At 60.7% G+C, this 22,176-nt stretch carries 16 protein-coding genes and 1 pseudogene; 8 read left to right on the top strand and 9 right to left on the bottom strand.

The features are described 5' to 3' along the window. Both U9R81_RS04380 and U9R81_RS04375 read right to left on the bottom strand, forming a co-directional pair. Window positions 1-720 (bottom strand): ATP-dependent RecD-like DNA helicase (locus U9R81_RS04380; protein ID WP_322494301.1); only part of this gene is annotated, 720 nt, incomplete at its 3' end. 107 nt (window positions 721-827) lie between these two features. Continuing rightward, on the bottom strand, window positions 828-1,244 hold the full coding sequence (locus U9R81_RS04375; protein ID WP_322494300.1) for a hypothetical protein: 417 nt from the start codon (window positions 1,242-1,244) through the stop codon (window positions 828-830). Window positions 1,245-1,523: 279 nt separating this feature from the next. On the opposite strand from U9R81_RS04375, the gene U9R81_RS04370 reads away from it, so the two are divergent. Further along, complete coding sequence (locus U9R81_RS04370; protein WP_322494299.1) at window positions 1,524-1,727, top strand: hypothetical protein; 204 nt, start codon at window positions 1,524-1,526, stop codon at window positions 1,725-1,727. Window positions 1,728-1,847: 120 nt separating this feature from the next. Here the strand turns inward: U9R81_RS04370 and U9R81_RS04365 are convergent, their stop codons facing one another. The 5 genes from U9R81_RS04365 to U9R81_RS04345 all read right to left on the bottom strand — a co-directional run bounded on the left by U9R81_RS04365 (window position 1,848) and on the right by U9R81_RS04345 (window position 6,654). Then, window positions 1,848-2,816 carry a D-glycerate dehydrogenase gene (locus U9R81_RS04365; RefSeq protein ID WP_322494298.1) on the bottom strand — a complete coding sequence of 323 codons (969 nt, stop codon included), beginning with the start codon at window positions 2,814-2,816 and terminating at the stop codon, window positions 1,848-1,850. 34 nt (window positions 2,817-2,850) lie between these two features. Continuing rightward, the gene (locus U9R81_RS04360) at window positions 2,851-3,546 is read right to left on the bottom strand and encodes a lactate utilization protein (RefSeq protein WP_322494297.1); all 696 of its coding nucleotides are present in this window, start codon (window positions 3,544-3,546) and stop codon (window positions 2,851-2,853) included. A gap of 367 nt (window positions 3,547-3,913) precedes the next feature. Further along, window positions 3,914-4,366, bottom strand: a complete 453-nt coding sequence (locus tag U9R81_RS04355; protein ID WP_322494296.1) for a GNAT family N-acetyltransferase — start codon at window positions 4,364-4,366, stop codon at window positions 3,914-3,916. A gap of 50 nt (window positions 4,367-4,416) precedes the next feature. After that, window positions 4,417-5,826: a LutB/LldF family L-lactate oxidation iron-sulfur protein gene (locus U9R81_RS04350; protein WP_322494295.1), complete on the bottom strand. Its 1,410-nt coding sequence runs from the start codon at window positions 5,824-5,826 to the stop codon at window positions 4,417-4,419. Window positions 5,827-5,910: 84 nt separating this feature from the next. Next, a complete protein-coding gene (locus U9R81_RS04345) occupies window positions 5,911-6,654 on the bottom strand; it encodes a (Fe-S)-binding protein (protein ID WP_322494294.1) in 744 nt (247 codons plus the stop codon). 169 nt (window positions 6,655-6,823) lie between these two features. Here U9R81_RS04345 and typA point away from each other — a divergent pair, with 169 nt between their 5' ends. Together typA and U9R81_RS04335 are read left to right on the top strand one after the other, a co-directional pair. Further along, entirely contained in the window at window positions 6,824-8,665 is a 1,842-nt protein-coding gene (gene typA, locus U9R81_RS04340; RefSeq protein WP_322494293.1) for a translational GTPase TypA, read from the top strand. A gap of 764 nt (window positions 8,666-9,429) precedes the next feature. Then, window positions 9,430-10,377 carry a sigma-70 family RNA polymerase sigma factor gene (locus U9R81_RS04335; protein WP_322494292.1) on the top strand — a complete coding sequence of 316 codons (948 nt, stop codon included), beginning with the start codon at window positions 9,430-9,432 and terminating at the stop codon, window positions 10,375-10,377. Between the two features lie 86 nt (window positions 10,378-10,463). Here the strand turns inward: U9R81_RS04335 and U9R81_RS04330 are convergent, their stop codons facing one another. Both U9R81_RS04330 and U9R81_RS04325 read right to left on the bottom strand, forming a co-directional pair. After that, window positions 10,464-11,333: a type II CAAX prenyl endopeptidase Rce1 family protein gene (locus U9R81_RS04330; RefSeq protein ID WP_322494291.1), complete on the bottom strand. Its 870-nt coding sequence runs from the start codon at window positions 11,331-11,333 to the stop codon at window positions 10,464-10,466. 884 nt (window positions 11,334-12,217) lie between these two features. Then, entirely contained in the window at window positions 12,218-12,667 is a 450-nt protein-coding gene (locus U9R81_RS04325; protein WP_322494290.1) for a PaaI family thioesterase, read from the bottom strand. Window positions 12,668-13,036: 369 nt separating this feature from the next. On the opposite strand from U9R81_RS04325, the gene pulA reads away from it, so the two are divergent. The 5 genes and pseudogenes from pulA to U9R81_RS04300 all read left to right on the top strand — a co-directional run. Next, window positions 13,037-18,847 carry a pullulanase-type alpha-1,6-glucosidase gene (gene pulA, locus U9R81_RS04320; protein ID WP_322494289.1) on the top strand — a complete coding sequence of 1,937 codons (5,811 nt, stop codon included), beginning with the start codon at window positions 13,037-13,039 and terminating at the stop codon, window positions 18,845-18,847. 187 nt (window positions 18,848-19,034) lie between these two features. After that, window positions 19,035-20,033, top strand: coding sequence for a metal ABC transporter substrate-binding protein (locus U9R81_RS04315; RefSeq protein ID WP_322494288.1), 999 nt, complete (start codon window positions 19,035-19,037; stop codon window positions 20,031-20,033). 97 nt (window positions 20,034-20,130) lie between these two features. Then, window positions 20,131-20,958 (top strand): metal ABC transporter ATP-binding protein, encoded by an 828-nt coding sequence (locus tag U9R81_RS04310; RefSeq protein WP_322494287.1) that lies wholly within the window; start codon window positions 20,131-20,133, stop codon window positions 20,956-20,958. Next, window positions 20,955-21,791, top strand: a complete 837-nt coding sequence (locus U9R81_RS04305; protein ID WP_322494286.1) for a metal ABC transporter permease — start codon at window positions 20,955-20,957, stop codon at window positions 21,789-21,791. Before U9R81_RS04310 ends, U9R81_RS04305 begins: the two co-directional genes overlap by 4 nt. Window positions 21,792-21,871: 80 nt before the next feature. Then, window positions 21,872-22,176 (top strand): annotated as a pseudogene (locus U9R81_RS04300) (capsule biosynthesis protein); the annotation flags it as partial.

Below are 22,176 nucleotides of genomic sequence, written 5' to 3'. Positions count from 1 at the left end.
GGCGCGTTCGATCAACTCGCGCCACGGCAGATAGCAATGACCGTCATCCGACGCTTGGCCGAGCGCGAACCGCACCCCGGCGGCGATCCGGCGCGGGTCGTCGCGGGCAATGCCGAGACCGGCGGCAATCGCGTCGGCGGTGCGAAACCCCACCCCATCCACCTCATCGGCGAGCCGGTACGGTTCGTGCTGCACCACCCCCAATGCATCGTCGCCGTAATGTTTGTAGATGCGCACCGCGACCCCGGTTGGCAGGCCGAGGTCTTGCAACAACAGCATCAAGTCTTTGATCCGCTGCTGCTCTCGCCACGCCGCGGCGATCAGTTCAGCCTTCTTGCGCCCTAACCCCGGCACCTCGCGCAGCCGCTCCGGCTCGCGGTCGAGCACGTCGAGCGTATATTTGCCAAAGGTTTCAGTGATCCGTTTGGCGGTGACCGGGCCAACCCCTTTGATCAGACCGCTGCCGAGATAGCGGCGAATGCCGTCGATGGTGGCGGGCAGGCGGGTGTGGTAGCGTTGCACGCTGAATTGGCGGCCATGGGTCGGATGGTCACGCCACTCACCTTCGAGGATGAGTTGTTCGCCGGGTTGCACGCCGAGCAGTTGGCCGACAATCGTGACGGTATCGCGTTTGCCAGCGGGGCGCAATTGCGCAACCGTATAGCCGGTACTCTCGCTCTGATAGGTAATCCGCTCAAGAATGCCGTCGAGTTGGGGCATAGCGTTCGATCTGCATAGGCAACATTATGTTATTTCTATACTTACCGGAAATGGCGCGTTGGGCGAAGGGTTGCACCGTAGAGAACGCAGAATGAGCATAATCATCATCACATTGTGTACCACTCACCAGTGACGAGAATGGTCTCGGCGTCAACCTGCTCGATCCGCAGGCGCAGATGCTCACCCGGACGGATCGGCTGCGCGCCAGTGTATTGCACATCTACTAAAGCCGGATCGAACAGCTCAGCCAGTTCGTTCTGCGCTGCGCGGAACCGGCAAGTGAGTTGATCGTCAAGAAAGCCGTCGCGGTAGGCATAATACTCAAACGTCACCGGCGTAGCGGGCCACAGACCGAGCGTGTGGCGGCACTGCGCCGCTTGCTCCGGCGAGAGTTGGGTGGCCTCGGTCAGCCGATCCGGGCTAAAGAAGGGATTGGCCAACAGCACGGCAAGACTGCCGATGCCACAGATCATCACAACCCCCGCGAGAACAACCGCCAGCAATACCGCAGAACGGCGCCTCATCATCCCATCGTCACCCAATGACAATCACGAGGGAAACGTAACATTCCGCCAAATCCGCCAGAAAGCAACGAATCCTGCAAGGTATTCATGACTGTAAAGATTATACGTCAGGCTAAACTTTTTTGCATCATCGCAACGATTGACAAGAGGAAATTGATTAGATATTATTAAGTCTCAAAGAGGTATGCTTTTATTGTGAAGTTAAACACTCTAATCCTAGCAACTCATTACGTATCTGCCCTCGTCGCAGCCATATTTACCACTGAGAGGAGATGCAAGATGTATGATCCCAACTCCCCCTACCGTCCTCCCCAACCGCCGCCGGTCTACATTATCAAAGAAGAGAGTTTTACCTCGAAGGCCATCTTAACGCTCGTTCTCTATTTTGTGCTGTATATTCCCGGTCTGATTGCGAATATCGTCTTCTGGAACGAAGCGCGCAATGTGCAAGCAAGAATCGGACGGGCGCCAGAGGGGAAGTGATGCCTGACGGCAATGTTAATCATGCAGTTAGTAGGTCTCATCTTAGCTGGTGGCTTCTTTTGCTTGTTGGTGCTTTTGATCATCATAACCGAACCAGTGCCATTCTAGGATAGACAGAGGCTACCTCACCACATGCGGCGTCGGTTTGCCGCTCAACACCGCCACCAGATTCTCGGCGGCGAGAGTCGCCATGCGCACGCGGGTAGCGACACTGGCGCTGCCAATGTGCGGGGTGAGCACCACGTTCGGCAAGGCAAGCAGCGGGTGATCCGGCCCAATCGGCTCGCGCTCGAAGACATCGAGGCCGGCGGCCCACGGACGACCGGCGCTGAGCGCTGCGACTAGTTCGTCTTCGCGCACCAGCGGCCCACGAGCAACGTTAACGAAGATACTGGTAGGTTTCATCAAGGCAAACTGGGCCGCACCAAACATGCCGCGGGTCTCGGCGGTGAGGGGGGCGGTCACCACCACCGCATCACTCTCGGCGAGCAGATCGTTAAGTGATCGATAGCCGGCCCCCAACTCGGCTTCAAGTTCGGGATTAGGCCGGCGGTTGTGGTAAAGCAGCCGCATACCAAAACCACGGCCCCGGCGCAAGACCGCTTGCCCGATCCGGCCTGCGCCAACCACCCCCAGCACGCGACCGTAGATATCTTGCCCAACCATCTGCAACGGGTGCCACGGCCCCCACCCACCGCGTTCGATCAGCTTGTGGCCCTCCACCACCCGGCGGGCAGCGGCCAAAAGCAAGGCCCACGCCAGATCAGCGGTGGTCTCGGTCAGCACATCGGGCGTATTGGTAAGGGTAATTCCGCGCGCCGCCAGCGCTTCGCGGTCAATATTGTCGTAGCCGACCGCCATGATCGACACGGCGCGCAGCCGCGGCGCGGCGGCGATCACCTCGGCGTCGATACGGTCGGTAATCAGGCAGAGCAACCCTTCCGCCTCGGCCACGCCGCGCAACAGCTCATCGCGCGGGATAGGAGTCTCGGCGTTATCCCACAGCGAAACCGTGCAATGCTCAGCGAGGATCGCCATCGCTGGGTCGGGCAGCCGGCGGGTGACAAAAATCGGTGGTTTGCGGTTCATCTGCGTCCTCAGCATCATTGCCCACGCCGCAGCCCTACCCCTCGACCACAATCACGTGAATCTGCGGTGGGCCATGAATGCCGAGCGAGAGGGTCATCTCGATGTCAGCAGTGCGCGACGGGCCGGTGATGAAGGTGAGGTTGCTGGTCGGGCCGAAGATCTCATCACCGTAGCGTTGGGCCAGCAGCGCCAGCGCCTCGCCGAGGCCGCGCACCAGTTGGTGTTGGAAGATCACCGCAATGTGGCACGGCGCTAGCAATGAAGCAATGCGCGGCTTGCCGGGGCCATGGCGCAAGAGCAGCGTACCGCTCTCGGCAATCGCCAGCTCAGCACCTGACAAACAGATCGGAATCGGTTCCAGTTCCTGCAGCCGCGCCTTGCGCCCTTCCCCACGCACATCGGCTTGCGCCGGCGTAATCCCGCGGGCAGCCAGCAATTCCGGCAAACCGGGCAAGCCAATCTGGTCGAGATCCCACCCGATGACGCTGGTGGCGTGCGTCTCTTCGATCAGACGGTCAATAATCGCCAGCGCATCATCGGCGCTTGCCACCCGATAGGCTTTGCCCTCCAGCTTCGCCAGCTCAGCGACGAATTGACCAACCACATCATCTTGGGCCGGCAACACGAACGGCGGCGCTTCGTGCGACATCCGTTCCGCCTCGGCCTGCAACCATGGCCGGTTGGCGTTAAGGCTGGTACGGAGATTAGCGAGAATCTGTTCACGGCTCATAACATCTCCTATCAAAAAGTCGCAACGTGCGCAGAGATATAAAGGGTGTCAAGAGTATGCTAATGAGAATACCAAAAACCTTTGCGTCTTTGCGTTTATATCCTTTGCACCTTGGCGGGTATCATCCTCTCCCCCTTTGCCCCCCTCTGCGCCTTATGAACATGAATTCGGTCATAACGCTACTCGGGTAAACCCAAAGCAACCCGGCACGTAGAACGATAAAGGGCTGGCAAAAACCTACTACTGAAAACAACCAAAAACCTCTGCGCCCTTTGCGATCCTTGCGCCTTTGCGTTTATCGTTCTTTGCGTCCTTTGCGCCTTGGCGGGTATCATCCTCTGCGTCTTGGCCCCCTCTGCGACTCTCCTCACAGTCGCCGTTCGTAGAATAACGACAACGGATCATTGGGATACTCACCGAACGGGCCGATCTGATAAAAACCGGCTTTTTCATAGCAGCGGATCGCCGCATGCTGCAATGTACCGGTTTCGAGCCGCAGCAGCCGGCACTCGCGCGCCAGCGCATACGCGGCCAGATGGTCGATCAACCGTTGGGCCAGCCCCATCCCGCGAAACGCTGGCCGCACATACATCCGCTTCAATTCGCCATAGTCAGGGTACAGTTGGATGCCACCGCAACCGGCGGCCTCGCCGTTCACCCGCACGACGAAAAAGGCGACGCCTTGCGCAATAAGTTTCTCGACACTATAGCCGTGCTGGCTTTCCGGCGGGTAGAGCGGGGCCAGTTCGGCTTCCAGTTCTTCGATCAACGCCAGCGCATCATGAGTGTCTGGTAGTTCGGCGTGGATGGTGATACGCATATCCGCTAAAAGAGGCAGGTTACAAACCTGTCCTTACACTACGATGACGATTAGCATTGTTTCTTCCGTTCGGCCCACATTTCACGGAACGATTTCGGCGGCAAGGCCGGAAAATCGCGCTGTTTCGTCCACAAGTGTAGCGGCGGCGGCAAGCGGCGGAAGCGACCCTTGCGGGCCAGAATGCGGCTGAAGAACCGGCCAGCCTTGCCGCCGGCATTGTAGATCGCCGGGTGGGTCATCGTCAGGGTATAACTAGCAATCGCCGCCTTCTCGACCGGATGAAACTTGCCGGCCTTCACCGCATCGGCCCGGTGGCGCAGCAGCATGTCAGGAATGGCGATCCGCACCGGGCAGACCTCTTGGCAGGCACCGCAGAGCGAGCTGGCTTGCGGCAACAGGTAAGCGTCGGGTAGATCAGGTTGCAGCAGCGGAGTGAGCACAGCGCCGATCGGGCCGGAGTAGACGCCGCCGTAGGCGTGACCGCCAATCGCCTGATAGACCGGGCAGGCGTTGAGGCAGGCGCCACAGCGAATGCAGAGCAGTGACTCGGCGTAATGGCCGCCTAAAATCCGTGACCGGCCATTGTCGAGCAAGATCAGGTGAAACTCTTCGGGGCCGTCTTCTTCGCCGGGGCGGGCCGGGCCGCTGATCAGGCTGGTGTAGACGCTCAGTTTCTGGCCGGTGGCTGAACGGGCCAGCACTTGCAGCATCACACCCAGATCGGCAAGGCGGGCCACAATCCGCTCGATCCCCATAATTGCCACGTGGATGCGCGGCACTGTGGTCGAGAGACGCGCATTGCCCTCGTTCTCGACAATCACGATTGCGCCGCTGTCGGCCACACCAAAATTGACCCCGCTAATGCCCATATCGGCCTGCAAGAAGCGTTGGCGCAGCGCCTGCCGGGCCGTGCGGATCATCGGCGGCACTTCGGTGGTCGGCGGCATGCCGAGGTGCTGTTGGAACAGCTCGCTCACCTGCTCACGGGTTTTGTGGATGGCGGGAGCGATGATGTGCGACGGCGTTTCACCGGCAAGCTGGATAATATACTCGCCGAGATCAGTCTCGACCACCTCGAAGCCGGATTCTTCGAGCGCCTCGTTGAGATGGATCTCTTCCGAGGCCATCGACTTCGATTTGACAATGCTGCGCACCCCGCGCGCGCGGGCCAGTTCGATGATATAGCGACGGGCTTCTTCGCCATCGCTGGCCCAGCACACATGGCCGCCGCGCGCTTCGACATTGGCGGCTAACTGCGGCAACAGCTCATCAAGATGAGCCAGCGCGTGGGCACGGATGGCGCGGGCTTGATCGCGCAACCGGTCAGCATCGCTCAGCGCGCCGATCGCGCCAGCCCGGTTGCCGATGAAGCGCGTCGTTGCCCGGTGCAGCGCCGTCTGCAACGACGAATCGTGCAGGGCGTGGTCAACGCGGTCGAAAAAGGCGATGGTTTGCGGCATGGCGGTGATTTCTAGGTGATAGAACAATCCATAATGATTGATTTATCAGGCGATAGACCGGGGGCGTTCCCCCGGAAACCGGATTTATCGCGCATCCACCATATTCGCCAACACCTCGGCCAAATGGCGGGCGCGGGTTGGCAGGTTGCGGCGCGACAATCCGCCGGCGATTTGGGTCATACAAGACACATCGCCGGTCACGACCAGATCAGCGTTCGTGGAGGCAATCGCCTCGATCTTGCGGTCGAGCATTGCGGTCGAGATGGTATGCTGCTTGACCGCAAACAAGCCACCGAACCCGCAACACTGTTCGCACCCCGGCGACGGCGCCACCTCCGCCCCCCGCACCCGGCCCAGCAACGCGCGCGCTTGCGCGCCGAGGCCGAGAAACCGCAGGCCGTGGCAGGCGTCGTGATAGGTGATGCGGCCATTGAACTGCGCACCGACGTCGGTCACGCCTAACACATCGACCAGATACTCGCTGAGTTCGTAGGTGCGATGGGCTAGGTCAGCAGCCATACCGGCAAATGGCGTGTGCGCAAACAACTCGTGGTAGAGGTGGCGGATCATCGCTGCGCACGATCCCGACGGCATCACCACATCGCCCTTGCCGCGCAACACCTCCAGCGTGCGCCCGGCCACCGCGTAAGCGTCATCGCGAAAGCCAGCGTTGAACGCCATCTGGCCGCAACATAACAGATCAGGCGGCACCTCAACGGTCACGCCTTGTTGTTCCAACAGCTCGGCCGCAGCCAAACCGACGGTCGGGTAGAGCTGATCAACAATGCAAGTCGCGAATAACACAGCGCGACGGCGGCCGGTAGTCACGATCTCGTCTCCTTATAAGACTGAAAGAGCGTTGATGCCGGTATTATACCAAGTATTTGCTGAGGCATTCCAGCCCTGCAACCATGCTATAATAGAAGTGGCATCGTCGCGCTCAGGTTCGGCCTGAGCGTTTTTCACGCCGCGCAGCGGCCCACGTTACGGAAAAGGTATGATCCAGCGCACCGACCTGCGAAACATCGCGATTATCGCTCACGTTGACCACGGCAAAACGACGCTCGTTGACGCAATGCTCAAGCAGAGCCGCATCTTCCGCCAAAACCAGCAAGTGGAAGAGCGCGTGCTCGATAGCAACGCTCTCGAACGCGAACGAGGAATTACCATTCTCGCCAAGAATACCGCCGTCACCTACCGCGGCGTCAAGATTAATATCGTCGATACCCCTGGCCACGCCGACTTCGGCGGCGAGGTTGAGCGGGTAATGAACATGGTTGATGGCGTGTTACTGCTGGTTGACGCCGTCGATGGCCCGATGCCGCAAACCAAGTTCGTGTTGCGCAAAGCGTTGCAGGCCGGCCATCAGGCAATCGTGGTCGTCAACAAGATCGACCGTCCGCAAGCCCGCCCCAACCACGTTGTCAATGCGACCTTTGACCTGTTTGTCGATCTCGGCGCAAGCGACGAGCAGGCCGAGTTCGCCACTATCTTCACCAATGCTCTGCTCGGCCACGCCGGGCGTTCGCCGCTCAAGCTGCACGACTCGCTCGAACCACTCTTCGAGTGCATTCTCGACCGCATTCCGCCACCCACGGTTGATGTCGAGGGGCCGGTGCAGTTCCTCGTCACCACCAGCGCCTACGACGAGTATAAAGGCAAGATTCTCACCGGACGGCTGGTGCGCGGCACGATCCGCAAAGGGCAGCCGTTGGTGCGGATCGCGCGCGACGGCGCGATCACGCCGGCCAAAGTCAGCCAGATTTTTGTGTACAACGGGCTAGAACGGCAAGAGGTCGAGCAGGCGCAGGCTGGCGATATTATCGCGATTGCCGGCATCCCCGACGCCGCCATCGGCGACACCATCGCCGACGCGCTCGCCCCCGAAGCGTTGCCGCCGATTAAGGTCGAAGAGCCGACTGTCCGCATGACCTTTGGCGTCAACACCAGCCCCTTCGCCGGGCGCGAGGGCACCTACGTCACCTCGCGCAAACTGCGCGAGCGCCTGTTCCAAGAGATGGAGCGCGACGTGGCGTTGCGGGTGGAAGAGACCGATAGCCCCGATGTGTTTATCGTCGCCGGGCGCGGCGAGTTGCATCTCGGCATTCTGATCGAGACCATGCGCCGCGAGGGTTATGAGTTTCAGGTCTCGAAGCCGGAAGTGATCTTCCGCGAAGCCCCCGATGGCGCCCGGCTCGAACCGATGGAGCTGGTCGAGATTGAGGTGGCGAGCGAGTATCAAGGAGTGGTGGTTGAACTTCTTGGCAAGCGGCAAGGCCAGATGCGCGATATGCGCATCAGCGAAGACGGCTCGGTTCATTATGTCTATCTTGTGCCGACGCGCGGCCTGCTCGGCTTCCGCCAGCTCTTCCTTACTGCCACCCGCGGCACTGGGATCATGAACAGTATCTTCTTCGGCTACGAGCCATACGCGGGCGAGATCGAGGTGCGGGCTAACGGCAGCCTGATCGCTGCCGAAAGCGGCGTTGCCACCACGTATGCCATTCACGCCTTGCAAGACCGCGGCGTCTTCTTCATCACTCCCGGCCAAGAGGTCTACGAAGGCATGGTGGTCGGCCAGCACATTCGCGACAACGACCTTGAGGTGAACGTCTGCAAAGAGAAGCACCTCACCAATATGCGCAACAACCGTGGCGCCGAAACGGTGCGGCTCGATGCGCCGCGCCAGCTCTCGCTTGACGACGCGATTGAGTATATCGGCGACGACGAGCTGGTCGAGGTGACACCCAAGGGTTGGCGCATTCGTAAGAAGCTGCTCAGCGCCGACGACCGCCGCCGCGAGAAGAAACGGCGCGAACTGGCGATGAGTGAGCGGTAGGCGTACCTTACCGCAGAGGGCACAGGGGTCGCAGAGTTGAGGGGCTAGCAGGACGTTTGAGCGAGCGCAACTGTTGATCGCTGTGCAATGCCTCAAAACGTAGCTCGACCCTTCCCTCTCCCGCGCCAGTGGGAGAGGGGCCGGGGGTGAGGGACAGCAGCCCGCGCAGCGGGCTTCGTAAGCCTAGCCCGGCCCTTCAGGGCCGGGTGTTAGACAAGATGTTCTGTCCGCCCTTGAACCCAGTGGGGTTGCGGGGCGAACAGAACATGTGGTCAATCACACCCGTTGATCGCTGGCAATGCCGCAACGCTTAGTCCTGCGCTCCCCTCTCCCGCGCCAGTGGGAGAGGGGCCGGGGGTGAGGGCACACCGGCACATCGCAAAGCCTTCAACCACATCTACGCTCGTATGTTCTGTCTGCCCTTGAAGCGCGCAGAGGGCAGGTCATTGATACACCCCCTCTGCGCTAGGACTGCCAGAGCAGCGCCGCAAATACTCATCCGCCTCTCATTTTTCTTTAACCTTCTCTTTAAGCTGCCCGCCGATACTAGGAACCGGTGGGCAGTTTAGCATCTTCACCCTTACCCATCACACCACCTGCCTGCCCCAAGAGAGCGCGGCACCACCCACCCGCCGCACCCTCCGCGGCCCACGCTTACGTGACCGCGGGAAACCGCAGAGGCAACCACCTGCGCCTACATCTATGAAACTCGGCGGTTCACATCGCACGCGCCGGACGGTTTCACCGGCGCACAAGGAGGCACAATGAGCAACCCAACCACGATTGGTCGCAGCGCATCGGATCCGATTGTGCTGTATCTGAACGAGATCGGCGCTGAGCCGCTATTGAGCTTCGAGCAAGAACAGCAACTGGCCAACGCAATAGCGCAGGGCCGGCGCGCCGCCGAGCGGCTAGCCAATGAGCCATTGCTCCCGCTTGCCGAAAAGCAGCGGCTTGCAGCGCAGGTTGCCGCCAGCGAGCAAGCTCGCGCCCAACTCATTAACTCCAACCTGCGACTAGTAGTGAGCATTGCCCGCCGCTATCAGGGCCACGGTCTGGCCTTGCTCGATCTGATTCAAGAAGGCAGTGTCGGCCTCATGCGCGCGGTCGATAAATTTGACGCCAGCCGCGGTCTGAAGTTCTCGACCTATGCGACCTACTGGATCCGGCAGAGCATCGGGCGGGCGATCGCCGACCACAGTCGCACCGTGCGCTTGCCGGTGCATTTGGGGGAACGGCTGAGCCGGCTGTCGCGGCTGCGGCAAGAATTGGCCCAGCAGCTCGACCGCGAACCGACCTTGGAAGAGCTGGCCAATGCTGCTGGCCTGACCATCGGACAGGTCGAACGGGCCGAGCAGGCTGGGATGAAGCCGGCGTCGCTTGATGAAGCGCATACGGAAGACGGCGGCGGCGCGCTCGCCGAAATCTTGACCGATCCGCTCCAACCCACCCCCTTTGAAGAGGTGAGCGAGAGCATGTTGCAGGCCGATGTGCAAGCCGCGCTGAGCCAGCTCTCGCCGCGTGAGCGCAACATTTTGCGCCTGCGCTATGGCCTCGACGGCGAACCGATGCATACTCTCGAACAGATTGGCCAGCGCCTGCGCCTCACCCGCGAACGGGTGCGCCAATTAGAGCACGAGGCGCTGCGCAAGTTACGCGATCCGTCCTTGCATCCTCAGTTGCAGGGGTATGTCAACGAGACCCTGCCATAACCGGCGCCGAACCTAGGATGATACCCAAACGGTTCCCCCTGTACGGGGGAACCGTTTGATATGTTCAGCCGGCTTGGCGATGCGCATCACGCTTGCAGCGACGTTTTTTCGCCTAAAACTAGACTCTGCTTAAACGTCACCACCACGATCGCCAGCGAAGAAAGAACGAGCACCGCCAGCCAGACCACCCCGCCAAGCAGGCCGAACAGCATATTCATCACATCACCCAACGTAAAGCGCAGGTTATCCGCTATGTGGAGCAGGACGGCATACCAGAACCCGAGCCGGATCCGGACATAACCGTAGATGAAGCCGCCGATGAGTTGCGGCAAGACCAACAACGGCGCATACCACCAAACCTCCACTGCGGTGTAGTTGGTCAGGTGCAGCAGGCCAAAGACAATCACCGAAACGTAGTAGTACACCGCCACGTAGCGGTGAAAGAAATCGGCGTACCGCTGCCCGCGCCGGTCGCACCACCAGAACCAGAGCACGATCAGGCCGCCAAACGCGAGATAGAAACCGATTTTCACCGCCGGCGCAAGGACCTCTAACCCAGCTGCGCGCAGCAAGTCAAGAAACGGCATCGGCGCAAACTGGATCGTCACCAAACTGAATGAGATAAAGAAAAAGAGCAGATTGGGAGCCAGCCAGAGCCGGAACATCACCTCTTCAAAGAAGGGGATGATAGGAATGCCGGCAATGGCCATAAACCGCAAGAGTTCTTCATTATTACCCTCCATCAGGTGTTCGGTTTCCATCGGAATAAACGTCTCGATCGACGCCGAAACCAGATTACCGGCAAACGCAAGCAGAATACTCAACCCCAGCAGGCTCAAGATGATGCGCAGTTTCGCCTTCCGCGCGGCAACGATATGCGCCGCATCGGGCCGGCGCACAAAGGCGAAGAAATCGAGGATCGGGTTGGAGATGGTGTTGGGGGAAAGCGTGTTCACGTTTGTTCTCCTTGAACTTGGTCGCCGCAATTCAAGCGAGGTTATGACGAATCGAACCGAGAGTGTCTAGCTACCTCTAAAGGTAGCTAGTGGCCGCAAACGTTATCACCAAGCGCAACACTGGCGGACGGTCGCGAATGTAGACAGGCATAGACTCCTCTTTATCTCATTTCGTATATTGTTATTAAAAAGATTACTAATGGGGATTATCATTCACAATTGAGCCTTACACCCTGCGAAAAATACGGAGGAATGCCAGTGGGGGAAACAGTCATAGCGCCCATCACGAACGCGCCCGCGCGGGTGCAGCAGCCAGCCCGCTCGTGAGGAGTTGCGGGGCGGACAAAGTATTTGGTCGAGCAAAACCATTGATCGCGGTGAGATGCCTCAACGCTCGGCTCTACGCTCCCCTCTCCCACGCCAGTTGAGGAGTGGACAGAACGTTTGGCCGAATACAACCGTTGATCACTGTGCGATGCCGTAAAGCCCCGTGCTGCACTTCCCATCACCCCTCCCCCCTAGGGGAGGGTCAAGGGGTGGGGGCATCAGCCCGCGCAGCGGGCTTCGTACCCCTAGCCCGGCCCTGAAGAGCCGGGTGCTGGGTCAGATGGTCTGTCCGACCTTGAGGTGAAGGTCAGCAGCCCGTGCAGCGGGCTTCGTACCCCTGCCCGACCTTTCAGGGCCGGGTGCTGCCGGATAGCCAGCAAGCGCAACAACAAGACGGACAACGCACAACACTAGTTTGTGTGTGGGCTATCCAACAGAACCCCCTCGCTCGTGCCAGTGGGAGCGGAGCTAGGGGTAAGGATGAATCGAAGCATCGCAAAGCCTTCAACCACATCTGCACCATACGCTATCCGCACCTAAACGTGATGGAGAAGTGCTTATGATCCCGGCGTTGCCGGCACGGCAAACATCGTCGCCTGCATGAGCGCAATGGTCGAGCGCCGGTCGCCATCAATCGCCATCGCCTCGCCACTGCACACCGTCACCGTGCGGCCCGTTCGCACCACCCGCCCAATGGCCACAAAACGGCTGCCGCGGGCCGGTCTCAGAAAGTTGATCTTGAATTCGACCGTCAACACTTCGCGATCGGCAGGCATGAGCGTCAGCGCCGCATAACCGCAGGCGCTATCGAGAATGCTGGCAATCACCCCGCCGTGGATGTAGCCGTGCTGCTGGCTGTAAGCCGGATCGGCAGGTATTGTTATCGCCAACTCTCCCGGACGCATGTGCTCGATCATGGCATGGAGCGAACTCATCAGGCCTTGGCGGGCGAAGCTCGCGCGCACGCGCGGTTCCCAGTCGGGGGTTTGCGGGTGAAAGGTGTGCATAGGTGTGATCTTTAGAGATGGCGGGTGAATGCGATTATTGTAACAGATCACGAGGTGGGTAGAGCCGCACCGCCGGCCAACGCCCTGCACCATCGGGCGATTACCGCATTGCCGGGAACCGCACTGCCGTGCGGCTCTACAGGGGGATGGACGATCACCAAACGCCGGCCAACGCCCTGCACCATCGGGCGATTACCGCATTGCCGGGAGCCGCACTGCCGTGCGGCTCTACAGGGGGACATGCATCGTTGTCAACAATACTATTGCATAAACAACCAATCTGTGATATAATCGGCCCAACCCTAGTCACCGGTCATACGCGCCAACGAGGTCGCGCCATTCTCTCAAGCTAGACAACGAGGTTGTGCCGTGCATCATCGTAGCCTGCGTCTGCTCCTCGCCCTCACGATCGTCTCCGGCCTGATTGCCCTCATGTTGCCCCTGCCTGTTGCCGCCGCCGGCGAAGAGGTGCGCGGCAGTCTCAACAATTGGGGTAGTACGCCGTGGACGATGTCAGCCAGTCTGGGTGGAACATTTATCTACACCAGCGGCCAAGTCAACAATGTTAGCGACCCCAACAGCGAATTCAAGTTCTTTAAGCAAACCAATCAATGGTTCGGTAAAGATGCGCCAAACAACGTGACGTTTGGCCAAATTTTTACCGGCCTCAGCACTGACGGCGGCGGCGAGCGCAATCTGCGCTTCAATCATGTCGCTGGCAGCTATTATGTCTTCAAGTGGGATGGCGGCGGGCGCGGGGTGGTATTCCAATTCAGCGCCCCACCAGCCACTATCACCGGTGTGAGCCGCAGTCTGTCTGCACCATCCGCCGGGCAAGCGGTGACGGTCACTGCCACCACCAACGTCACCCCTCCCACTGGGCAGGCGCTCTGGCTGCGCTATGCTGTCAACGGCAATTGGGCGGGTTCGACGGTGGTCAAGATGGCTGGCAGCGGCGCCTCGTTCAGCGCCACCATCCCCTCGCAAACTGCCGGCACGACGGTTAGCTATTACGTCTTTAGTTCGGGCAATGTGAGCGCAATTGCCGGCGCTGACGCCGATTTGATGACGATCAACGCCGACACCAACGGCGGCAGCAACTATAGCTATACCGTCAGCAGCGGCACGAGCGCCATTACTCCTGCCCAAGCCCGCGCGCTGTGGCTTGATCTGAACACGATTGCGTGGAATGGCGGCCCGGCGGCAAGCTTCCGCCTGCTCTATGACCCCGACGGCGGCTTGACCACCGCTGCCGAGGCGACCACCTGCAGCTTCCCAGCCCCGGCAGCGCCGTGTTATGTACCGTTGACCGCTAGCGGTACGGTGAGCGGTTTTGTCAAGAACCCTAACGCGAATGGTCTGACCCGGCTGTTGACCGGCTTGAGCGCCGCCGGTGCCCGCCACTTGCTGCGCGGCCAACTGGTGGTGGCGGCATACAACGGCAGTGGTAGCCGGATCGACGCCACGCGAGTGCAGATTCAGGGAGTGCTCGATGATCTGTACGCAGCGAATGCGACTGCGCAAACCCTCGGTGTTAGCTATAGCGGCGGCGTGCCTACGGTGCGGTTGTGGGCGCCGACGGCGAAAACGGTGACTCTCCGCCGCTTCACTACTTCCAGCACCACGGCCTACACCGATCACCCGATGACGCTCGACCCGGCAAGCGGGGTGTGGAGCGTTACCGGCGACGCGACGTGGGATCGCCAGTTTTACCTGTTTGCGGTTGAGGTGTATGTGCCGGAGCTCGATGCCGTCGTCACCAATCTCGTCACCGACCCTTATACGGTGAGCCTGTCGCAAGACGGCGCTGCCACTGGTGATGTGCGCAGCCAGTTCGTCAATCTCGATGACGCCGATTTGAAGCCGGTAGGATGGGATACGTTGAGCAAGCCGGCGCTGACCAACCCCGAAGATATCGTGATCTACGAGGTGCATATCCGCGACTTCAGCGCCAACGATAGCACGGTGGCAGCGGCGGATCGCGGCACGTATCGCGCTTTTACCTACGATGGAAGCGGCCCGCACCCGAACACCAACCTCTCAGATGGCATGAACCATCTGCTGCAACTGCGGCAGGCTGGGTTGACGCATATCCACCTCCTGCCGGCATTTGACATCGCCTCGGTGATCGAGAATCCCGCCGATCGCGCGGAACCGGCCATCTCGTTCAACCCCGCTACCGATCGCGCCTCAACCGACCCGCAAGCGGCGGTCGGCGCGGCCCGCCAGACCGACAGCTTCAACTGGGGATACGATCCCTACCACTACGGCGTGCCGGAAGGCTCGTACAGCACCAACCCCGATGGCGTCGCGCGCATTCTTGAGTTCCGCGAGATGGTGCAAGCGCTCAACCAAAATGGGTTGCGCGTGGTGATGGATGTAGTCTACAACCACACCGCGGCCAGCGGGCAAGATGACAAATCAGTGCTGGATCGAATCGTTCCCGGCTACTACTACCGCTACGACGCCGCCGGCAATCTCTACCAATCGTCGTGCTGCGCCGACACCGCGACCGAGTACGCGATGATGGAGAAGCTCATGATCGATACGATCGTGCGCTTCGCGACGGCGTATAAGATCGATGGCTTCCGCTTTGACCTGATGAACCTGCACACCCGCCAGAATATGCTCAATGTGCGGGCGGCGCTGCAGGCGCTCACTCCCAGCGCCAATGGAGTTGATGGCAGCGCGATCTACCTCTATGGCGAAGGCTGGGATTTCGGCTCGGCCCGCGACAAGGGCTTGACCGCCTGCCCGCACTGCTATGCCCACAAACATAACATGACCGGCAGCGGGATCGGCCTGTTCAACGACGTCATCCGGGACGCGGCCCATGGCGGTTACAGCACCGACACAGTTGGCATTCGCCGGCAAGGGTTCATCAATGGCCTCAGCTACGACTGGAACGGCTACGGCTACCCCAATCGCTTCCAGAGCGATTTGCACGTAGTGATGGATACGCTGCGCTCGGCGTTGCGCGGCAGCGGTACCGATTGGAATGGGCAGGGCAACCCGTTCACCGACGATCCGCAAGAGGCGATCAACTACGTCGAAAAACACGACAACGAGACCTTGTTTGACCAAAACGTCTTCAAGCTGCCCAACGGCAACAGCAGCGGCAATCCGGGGTGGATCGGCGGCAGCGGCATTGCTGTGACCTCAATGGCCAACCGCGTGCGCAGCCAAAACATGGGGGTGAGTCTGATCGGGCTAGCGCAAGGCATCCCCTTCTTCCACATGGGCCAAGACATCCTGCGCTCGAAATCGCTCGACCGCAACAGCTACGACTCAGGCGACTGGTTCAACCGGGTGTATTGGGATCGCAGCGCCAACAACTTTGGCCGCGGCCTGCCACCGGCGTGGGACAACAACTCGCGCTGGGGGATCATGACGCCGTTGCTGAACAACACCGCACTTGATCCCGCCCCTGCCGACATGAACTTCGCCGCCGCTCACATGCGCGAGACGCTGCGCCTGCGCATGAGTTCGCCGCTCTTCCGCCTCACTACCGAAGCGGCGATCAATGCCCGCGTCAGCCACTACAACACCGACAATAGCCGCGATGCGCTGATTGTGATGCGGTTATCGGACGAAGTTACGCCCGATCTCGACCCGAACTGGGAAAACATTCTCGTCTTCTTCAACGCCAACACGATCACCCAGACGATCACTATCCCCAACGCCAATGGCTTCACCCTGCACCCATTGCACACCAACGGCGTCGATGACGATCCGGTGATTGCGACGGCTAGCTTCAACGACGCCACCGACACCTTCACCATCCCGCCGCGCACCACGGTGGTCTTCGTCTCGACCCAAGCCCTCGAACCGCCCAGCACAATTGACTGGGTGGGGCTGATGTTCCCGCGCGGCGGGGTGGCCCATGCCATCAACGAAGGCAGCTTCGCGCCTGCCGGCTTCGATGTCTTTGTGCAAGTCTACGAAGCGGGAGTGACGCCGGGAGCCGGCCAAGGCGCCGGGATCGCGTGCTTCTTGCATTGGGGCCGCTACGGCCAGCCGTGGAGCGACCTGCCGATGGTCTATAACCGGGACATCGGCAACAACGACGAATATCGGGCGACGATCCCGCGCGCCGTGCTAGAGAGCCTCGCACCGGGCACGTACGGTTTCACCGCCTACTGCCAGCAGACCAGCGAAACCGGGCGCAAGTGGAAGGTTGACAGCTACAACATCTCGGCAACCGGCGACGACGATCAAGGCGACGGCCTGATCACCATCATCCCGGCTGGTGACAGCGCCAGCGAACCCAACGGCGGCGTCTTCGTCCATTTGTTTGAATGGCGCTGGGCTGATGTCGCGCAAGAGTGCTCGTTCCTCGGCCAGAAGGGCTATACTGGCGTGCAAGTCTCGCCACCGAATGAGCACATCGTGCCCACCGCCGATCTCGGCGGCAACCCGGCCAACGACTTCCCGTGGTGGGCGCGCTACCAGCCGGTGACGCACGACACCAGCCGCTTCACCAGCCGCAGCGGCACGTGGGCCGAGTTCCAGCAGATGGTGAATGCCTGTAACAGCGCCGGCGTAGCGGTGATCGTTGACGCGGTGATCAACCACATGGCCGACATCGAAGTAGGCAGTCCGCCCACCGGCACATCCGGCAGCCAATACCGCTCGCAACCGGCTGGCAGCCGGTTCTACGGCGCGCAATACGTGCCCGACGACTTCCACCCCGATTGTCTAATCACCAACTACCGGGATCGCAATCAGGTGCAACGTTGCCAACTCGCCGGCTTGCCCGACCTCAACACCGGCAAGCCAGCGGTGCAAAGCAAACTGCGCGCTTACCTGCAAGCGTTGCTCAACGCCGGCGTACGTGGCTTCCGCATCGACGCCGCCAAGCACATGGCCGCCCATGAGATCGGCGCCATCCTTGACGGCCTCACCCTGCCCGGCGGCGGGAAACCTTACATCTTCAGCGAAGTGATCGATATGGATCCCGCCGAGCGCATCCGGGACTGGGAATACACCCCCTACGGCGACGTGACCGAGTTTGCCTACAGTGTGAGTGTGATGGGCAACGCCTTCACCTGCGGCGGCTCGCTCAGCGACCTGCAAAACTTCACCAGCGGCTTGTTGCCGTCACGGTTCGCCCAGATCTTCGTTGACAACCACGACAACCAACGCGGCCACGGCCCCGGCGGCGCGTGCGTGGTCGATCACCGCGACGGGCGTGCCCACCTGCTGGCCAACATCTTCACCTTGGCCCAGCCCTACGGCCATCCGTCGGTGATGTCGAGCTACTACTGGACAACCAACCCCGCCAGCAACGCCGGCGACAGCCTTGGCCCGCCGAGCAGCAACAACGGCGGCGTCACGTGGGGGCCGGGGTTAGGGGCCGATACCCGCCCGGTCTACGGGCCGGGCCAGACGGCGAACGACTACCCGGCTAACTGCTCAGGCACCTACCCCAACCCAGTCACGAACGCCGATCTCGGCAAGTGGGTCTGCGAACACCGGCATCCGGGCATTGCCAACATGGTGCAATTCCGCCAGACCACCCACGGCCAGCCGATCACCAACTGGCAAAACATTGGCGGCGCGCCGAGCAACCATATCGCCTTCGGACGCGGCAACCGCGGCTTTGTCGCTATCAACAACACGACGGCGGCAGCCACCTCCACCTACCAGACCAGCCTGCCAGCCGGGTTCTACTGCGACATCACCAAGTACGACTTCGCGGGAGGGATCTGCGTGCTGCCGGGAACGACCACGCCGGCCCCGGCTAGTGCGCTGATTGAAGTGAACGGGAGCGGGCAGATTGTCAACTACACACTGGCCGCGCGCGATGCGCTCGCCATCCACGTAGACGCCCGCCCAACCTACCAGATCACGGTCAGCGCAGAGCCAGCGGTTGGCGGCACGGCCAGCGGCGACGGCGCCTACCCGCACGGCGCAGTGGTGATGGTCAACGCGACGCCGGCTAGTGGCTACGCCTTCGTCAACTGGACGGAAGGCGCGAGCGTGGTGGCGACCACGGCCAGCTACAGCTTTGTGGCGACCGGCAACCGGGTGTTAGTGGCCAACTTTGTGCCAGTGGCAATCGCAACACCAACCGCCACGCCCACCGCGACACCGACCGCCACGGCAACGGCCACGCCGACGGTCACGCCCACGCCTGCACCGCAATATACGATCTACATCCCGATGATCATGCGGTAATCGCTGGTGGTTTAATCGATATGTTATCCCCGTAGAGACGCACAACCGTGCGTCTCTACAATGCATTTAAAAACGTCATCCCGTGGAGAAACCCAGCCGTCGCTACGGGATGACACCTCATTTGACAATTCCCCATGCATGCGCCATAATCTATTGAAACAATGTTTCATTAATGGGAGAAGATACCATGAAATGGATACACCACATCACCATTATCGCCATCGCGATGCTACTGGTCGCAGCATGCAGCCAGACCCCGGCGAGCCAACCTACTGCCACCCCTGCTGGCACCGCGGCGGAACCGATTGTAGTGATGGCCAGCACCAGCATCGTGGCTGATGTTGTGCGCCAAGTCGGTAGTGAGCGGGTACGGGTTGATACGATCGTGCCGACTGGCGCTGACGGGCACAGTTACGAACCAAGCCCGCAGGATCTAGCACGGGTGAATGCAGCTAAGGCCATCTTTATCGTTGGCGCGGGCTATGAAGAATTTATCGAGCGCCTGATAGCCAGTTCGGGCACACAGGCGCCAGTGGTGTCGTTGTCAGAAAATCTCGCTTTACGCACCCTGAGCGAGGAAGAGGCGGGAGGCCATGCCCACGATGAACATAGCGATGAGCATAAGCACGATGATGAGCATAGCCACGAGGCCGATAAGGTGGACGGCCACACGTGGACTAATCCAGCCAACGTCAAAGCATGGGTTGATGTGATTGCGTCAACGCTGAGCCGGCTTGATCCAGCCGGAGCGAACACCTACACCACGCGCGCCGCCGAGTATCAGCGCCAGCTCGATGAGCTTGATCGCTGGATCGCCGAGCAGTTCGCTGCTATTCCCGCCGAACGCCGGCTGATCGTGTCGGATCACATGATCTTTGGCTACATGGCTGACCGGTACGGGTTGCGACAAGTCGGCGCAATCGTTCCCGGTGTCAGCACCAGCGCCGCGCCTTCGGCCCAAGAGTTGGCAGCGCTGCAAGACCTGATTGCCGATTATGGCGTCACTGCGATTTTCGTTGGCGACATTGCTAACCAGCAACTGGCCGAACAGATTGCCCGCGATACGGGGGCGAAGATTGTGCGCGTGCTGACCGAGTCGCTGACTGACGCGAACGGGCCGGGGGCGACGTACATCGACTATATGCGCTACAATGTTACGCAGATGGTCGATGCACTGCGCGGGTAATGCGATTTCTCGGCTACAATGGTAGCGATGCGCGGGCAACACATGCGGAACGGCTGACTCATGCTCACCCGTTCCAACGATCTGGCTGAGGCTGACGATGACCGTTTCTACACTGACCACACCGGCGACGGTTGCCACCACTGTCCCGGCGCTGGCTATCCGCCATCTGACGATACGCTACCGCCAAACCGAGGCGCTGAGCGATGTTTCGGTCGATATTCAGGCCGGCGAAAAGATCGCGATTGTTGGCCCCAACGGCGCTGGCAAGAGCACGCTGCTCAAAGCGATTGCCGGCCTGCAACCGATGACCTCTGGCGAGATTCGCTTCTTTGGCGCCGAGCAGGCCGAACCGAATACGATCGCGTATGTGCCACAGCGGTTGCAAATCGATTGGCGCTTTCCGGTTTCGGTCGGCGATGTGGTCTTGATGGGACGGGTGGGACGCATCGGTCTCTTGCGCCGGCCATCGCGCCACGATCGGTTATTGGCGCAGCGAGCGCTCGAACGGGTTGGGTTAGCCGCTTTCGCCGATCGCCAAATCGGGCAATTATCGGGCGGACAGCAGCAACGGGTCTTTTTGGCGCGGGCGCTGGCCCAAGAAGCGCGCCTGTTGTTAATGGATGAGCCGTTGGTGGGGCTGGATATTCCTTCCCAAGATGAAATCTTTCGGGCGCTGGCGGCGTTGCGCGCCGAAGGGGTCACGATTTTGACGGCGTTGCACGATTTGCAGCAAGCGGCCCGCTACTTTGACCGGGTGATGCTGCTGAACCGGCGGCTGATTGCGTATGCGCCGGCCCGCGAAGCCTTTACCGCCGCCAATCTGGTCGCCACTTATGGCGGCCATCTCCATCTACTCAGCAGCGGCGACGGCCTGTTGACCGTCGCCGACACCTGCTGCAATCCAACCCCGGATGGCGCCCTATGATCGATCTGCTTACCGCTCCGCTGGCCTACCCCTTTATGCAACGCGGCTTGATCGCCGCGCTGCTGGTCGGCCTTGTTTGCGCCGTGGTCGGGGTGTATGTGGTCTTGCGCGGCATGGCCTTTTTAGGCGATGCGCTGGCCCACACGATCTTGCCCGGCATTGCGGTGGGGTACCTGATCAACGGTACTGATCGCGGCGCGCTCTTTTGGTGGGCATTGGGCGCGGCGCTGGTCAGCTCGTTTTCGATTGGCGCGGTAAGCCGGGCAACCCGCATGCGCGAAGACACCGCGATCGGGATCGTCTTTGCGGCAATGTTTGCGCTCGGCGTGGCCCTGATTTCAACCGTGCGCAACTCGGCGGTCGATCTGTCGCATGTTCTGTTCGGGAATATTTTGGGTGTGCGCGAGAGCGATTTGTGGCGGATCGCCGTGTTTGGCGCAGTGGTGTTGGCCGCGATTGCGCTCTTCTACAAAGAGCTGATGGTCATTACATTCGATCCGGTGCTGGCGGCAACGTTACGCTTGCCGGTGCGATTCTTCGATTTCTTAATCTTGACAATATTGGCGGTCGCAATTGTGGTTGCGATTCAGACCGTTGGTGTCGCATTGACCTTGGCCATCCTCGTGACGCCGCCGGCCTCCGCCGCCTTTTTCACCCATCGCATGCACACGATGATGATCGCAGCGGCGCTGTTGGCGATGCTGGCCGGCGTCGTCGGCCTCTACGCTTCGTATTACCTCAGCATTGCGTCAGGCGCCGCAATTGTACTCACCAGCACGCTGATCTTCGCACTGGTCTGGGCCGGTTCACACCTCCGTCGCCGCAGCGGCTAATCATATAGTACAATTGTTGCAACCCGGCCAACCGCAGGCCGGTTCAAGCCTCTGAACCAACGATTGGCAGAGGTGATGCGATGACGCTAAACCGGCTGTTGCTCGCACTCACAGCGTTGATGTTCCTTGCCTCGGCTCCGGTGGCGCAGGCCCAGCCGCCGGCAGGTCCGCGTTGGGCGCTTAACCGGTGTGGCGCCGGTGATACGGTGCAGTATACATTGGCGATCGCCGGCGCGATTACCCCTGATGCCCTCCTTCCCGGCGGGATCGAGACTCCTAGCTATGCCGAGTCGTTTGCGCCGTTGCGCCCATTTCTGGCTGCCGCTGATCTCGGCTTGGCGACTCTGGCCGGGTCATTGGCCGGCGGCCCGGCGCCGGCGCTGGC

The sequence above is a fragment of the Chloroflexus sp. genome (genome assembly GCF_034435895.1).
Lineage (GTDB): Bacteria > Chloroflexota > Chloroflexia > Chloroflexales > Chloroflexaceae > Chloroflexus.
Note: the sequence above shows the minus strand (reverse complement) of the source record. Positions and strands in the feature narration are given on the sequence as shown.

Excerpts from the sequence above, each read along its gene's own strand:
- U9R81_RS04375 (WP_322494300.1), bottom strand. The coding sequence starts at position 1,244 with ATGAGGCGCCGTTCTGCGGTATTGCTGGCGGTTGTTCTCGCGGGGGTT.
- U9R81_RS04370 (WP_322494299.1), top strand. The coding sequence starts at position 1,524 with ATGTATGATCCCAACTCCCCCTACCGTCCTCCCCAACCGCCGCCGGTC.
- U9R81_RS04365 (WP_322494298.1), bottom strand. The coding sequence starts at position 2,816 with ATGAACCGCAAACCACCGATTTTTGTCACCCGCCGGCTGCCCGACCCA.
- U9R81_RS04360 (WP_322494297.1), bottom strand. The coding sequence starts at position 3,546 with ATGAGCCGTGAACAGATTCTCGCTAATCTCCGTACCAGCCTTAACGCC.
- U9R81_RS04355 (WP_322494296.1), bottom strand. The coding sequence starts at position 4,366 with ATGCGTATCACCATCCACGCCGAACTACCAGACACTCATGATGCGCTG.
- U9R81_RS04350 (WP_322494295.1), bottom strand. The coding sequence starts at position 5,826 with ATGCCGCAAACCATCGCCTTTTTCGACCGCGTTGACCACGCCCTGCAC.
- typA (WP_322494293.1), top strand. The coding sequence starts at position 6,824 with ATGATCCAGCGCACCGACCTGCGAAACATCGCGATTATCGCTCACGTT.
- U9R81_RS04335 (WP_322494292.1), top strand. The coding sequence starts at position 9,430 with ATGAGCAACCCAACCACGATTGGTCGCAGCGCATCGGATCCGATTGTG.
- U9R81_RS04325 (WP_322494290.1), bottom strand. The coding sequence starts at position 12,667 with ATGCACACCTTTCACCCGCAAACCCCCGACTGGGAACCGCGCGTGCGC.
- U9R81_RS04315 (WP_322494288.1), top strand. The coding sequence starts at position 19,035 with ATGAAATGGATACACCACATCACCATTATCGCCATCGCGATGCTACTG.
- U9R81_RS04310 (WP_322494287.1), top strand. The coding sequence starts at position 20,131 with ATGACCGTTTCTACACTGACCACACCGGCGACGGTTGCCACCACTGTC.
- U9R81_RS04305 (WP_322494286.1), top strand. The coding sequence starts at position 20,955 with ATGATCGATCTGCTTACCGCTCCGCTGGCCTACCCCTTTATGCAACGC.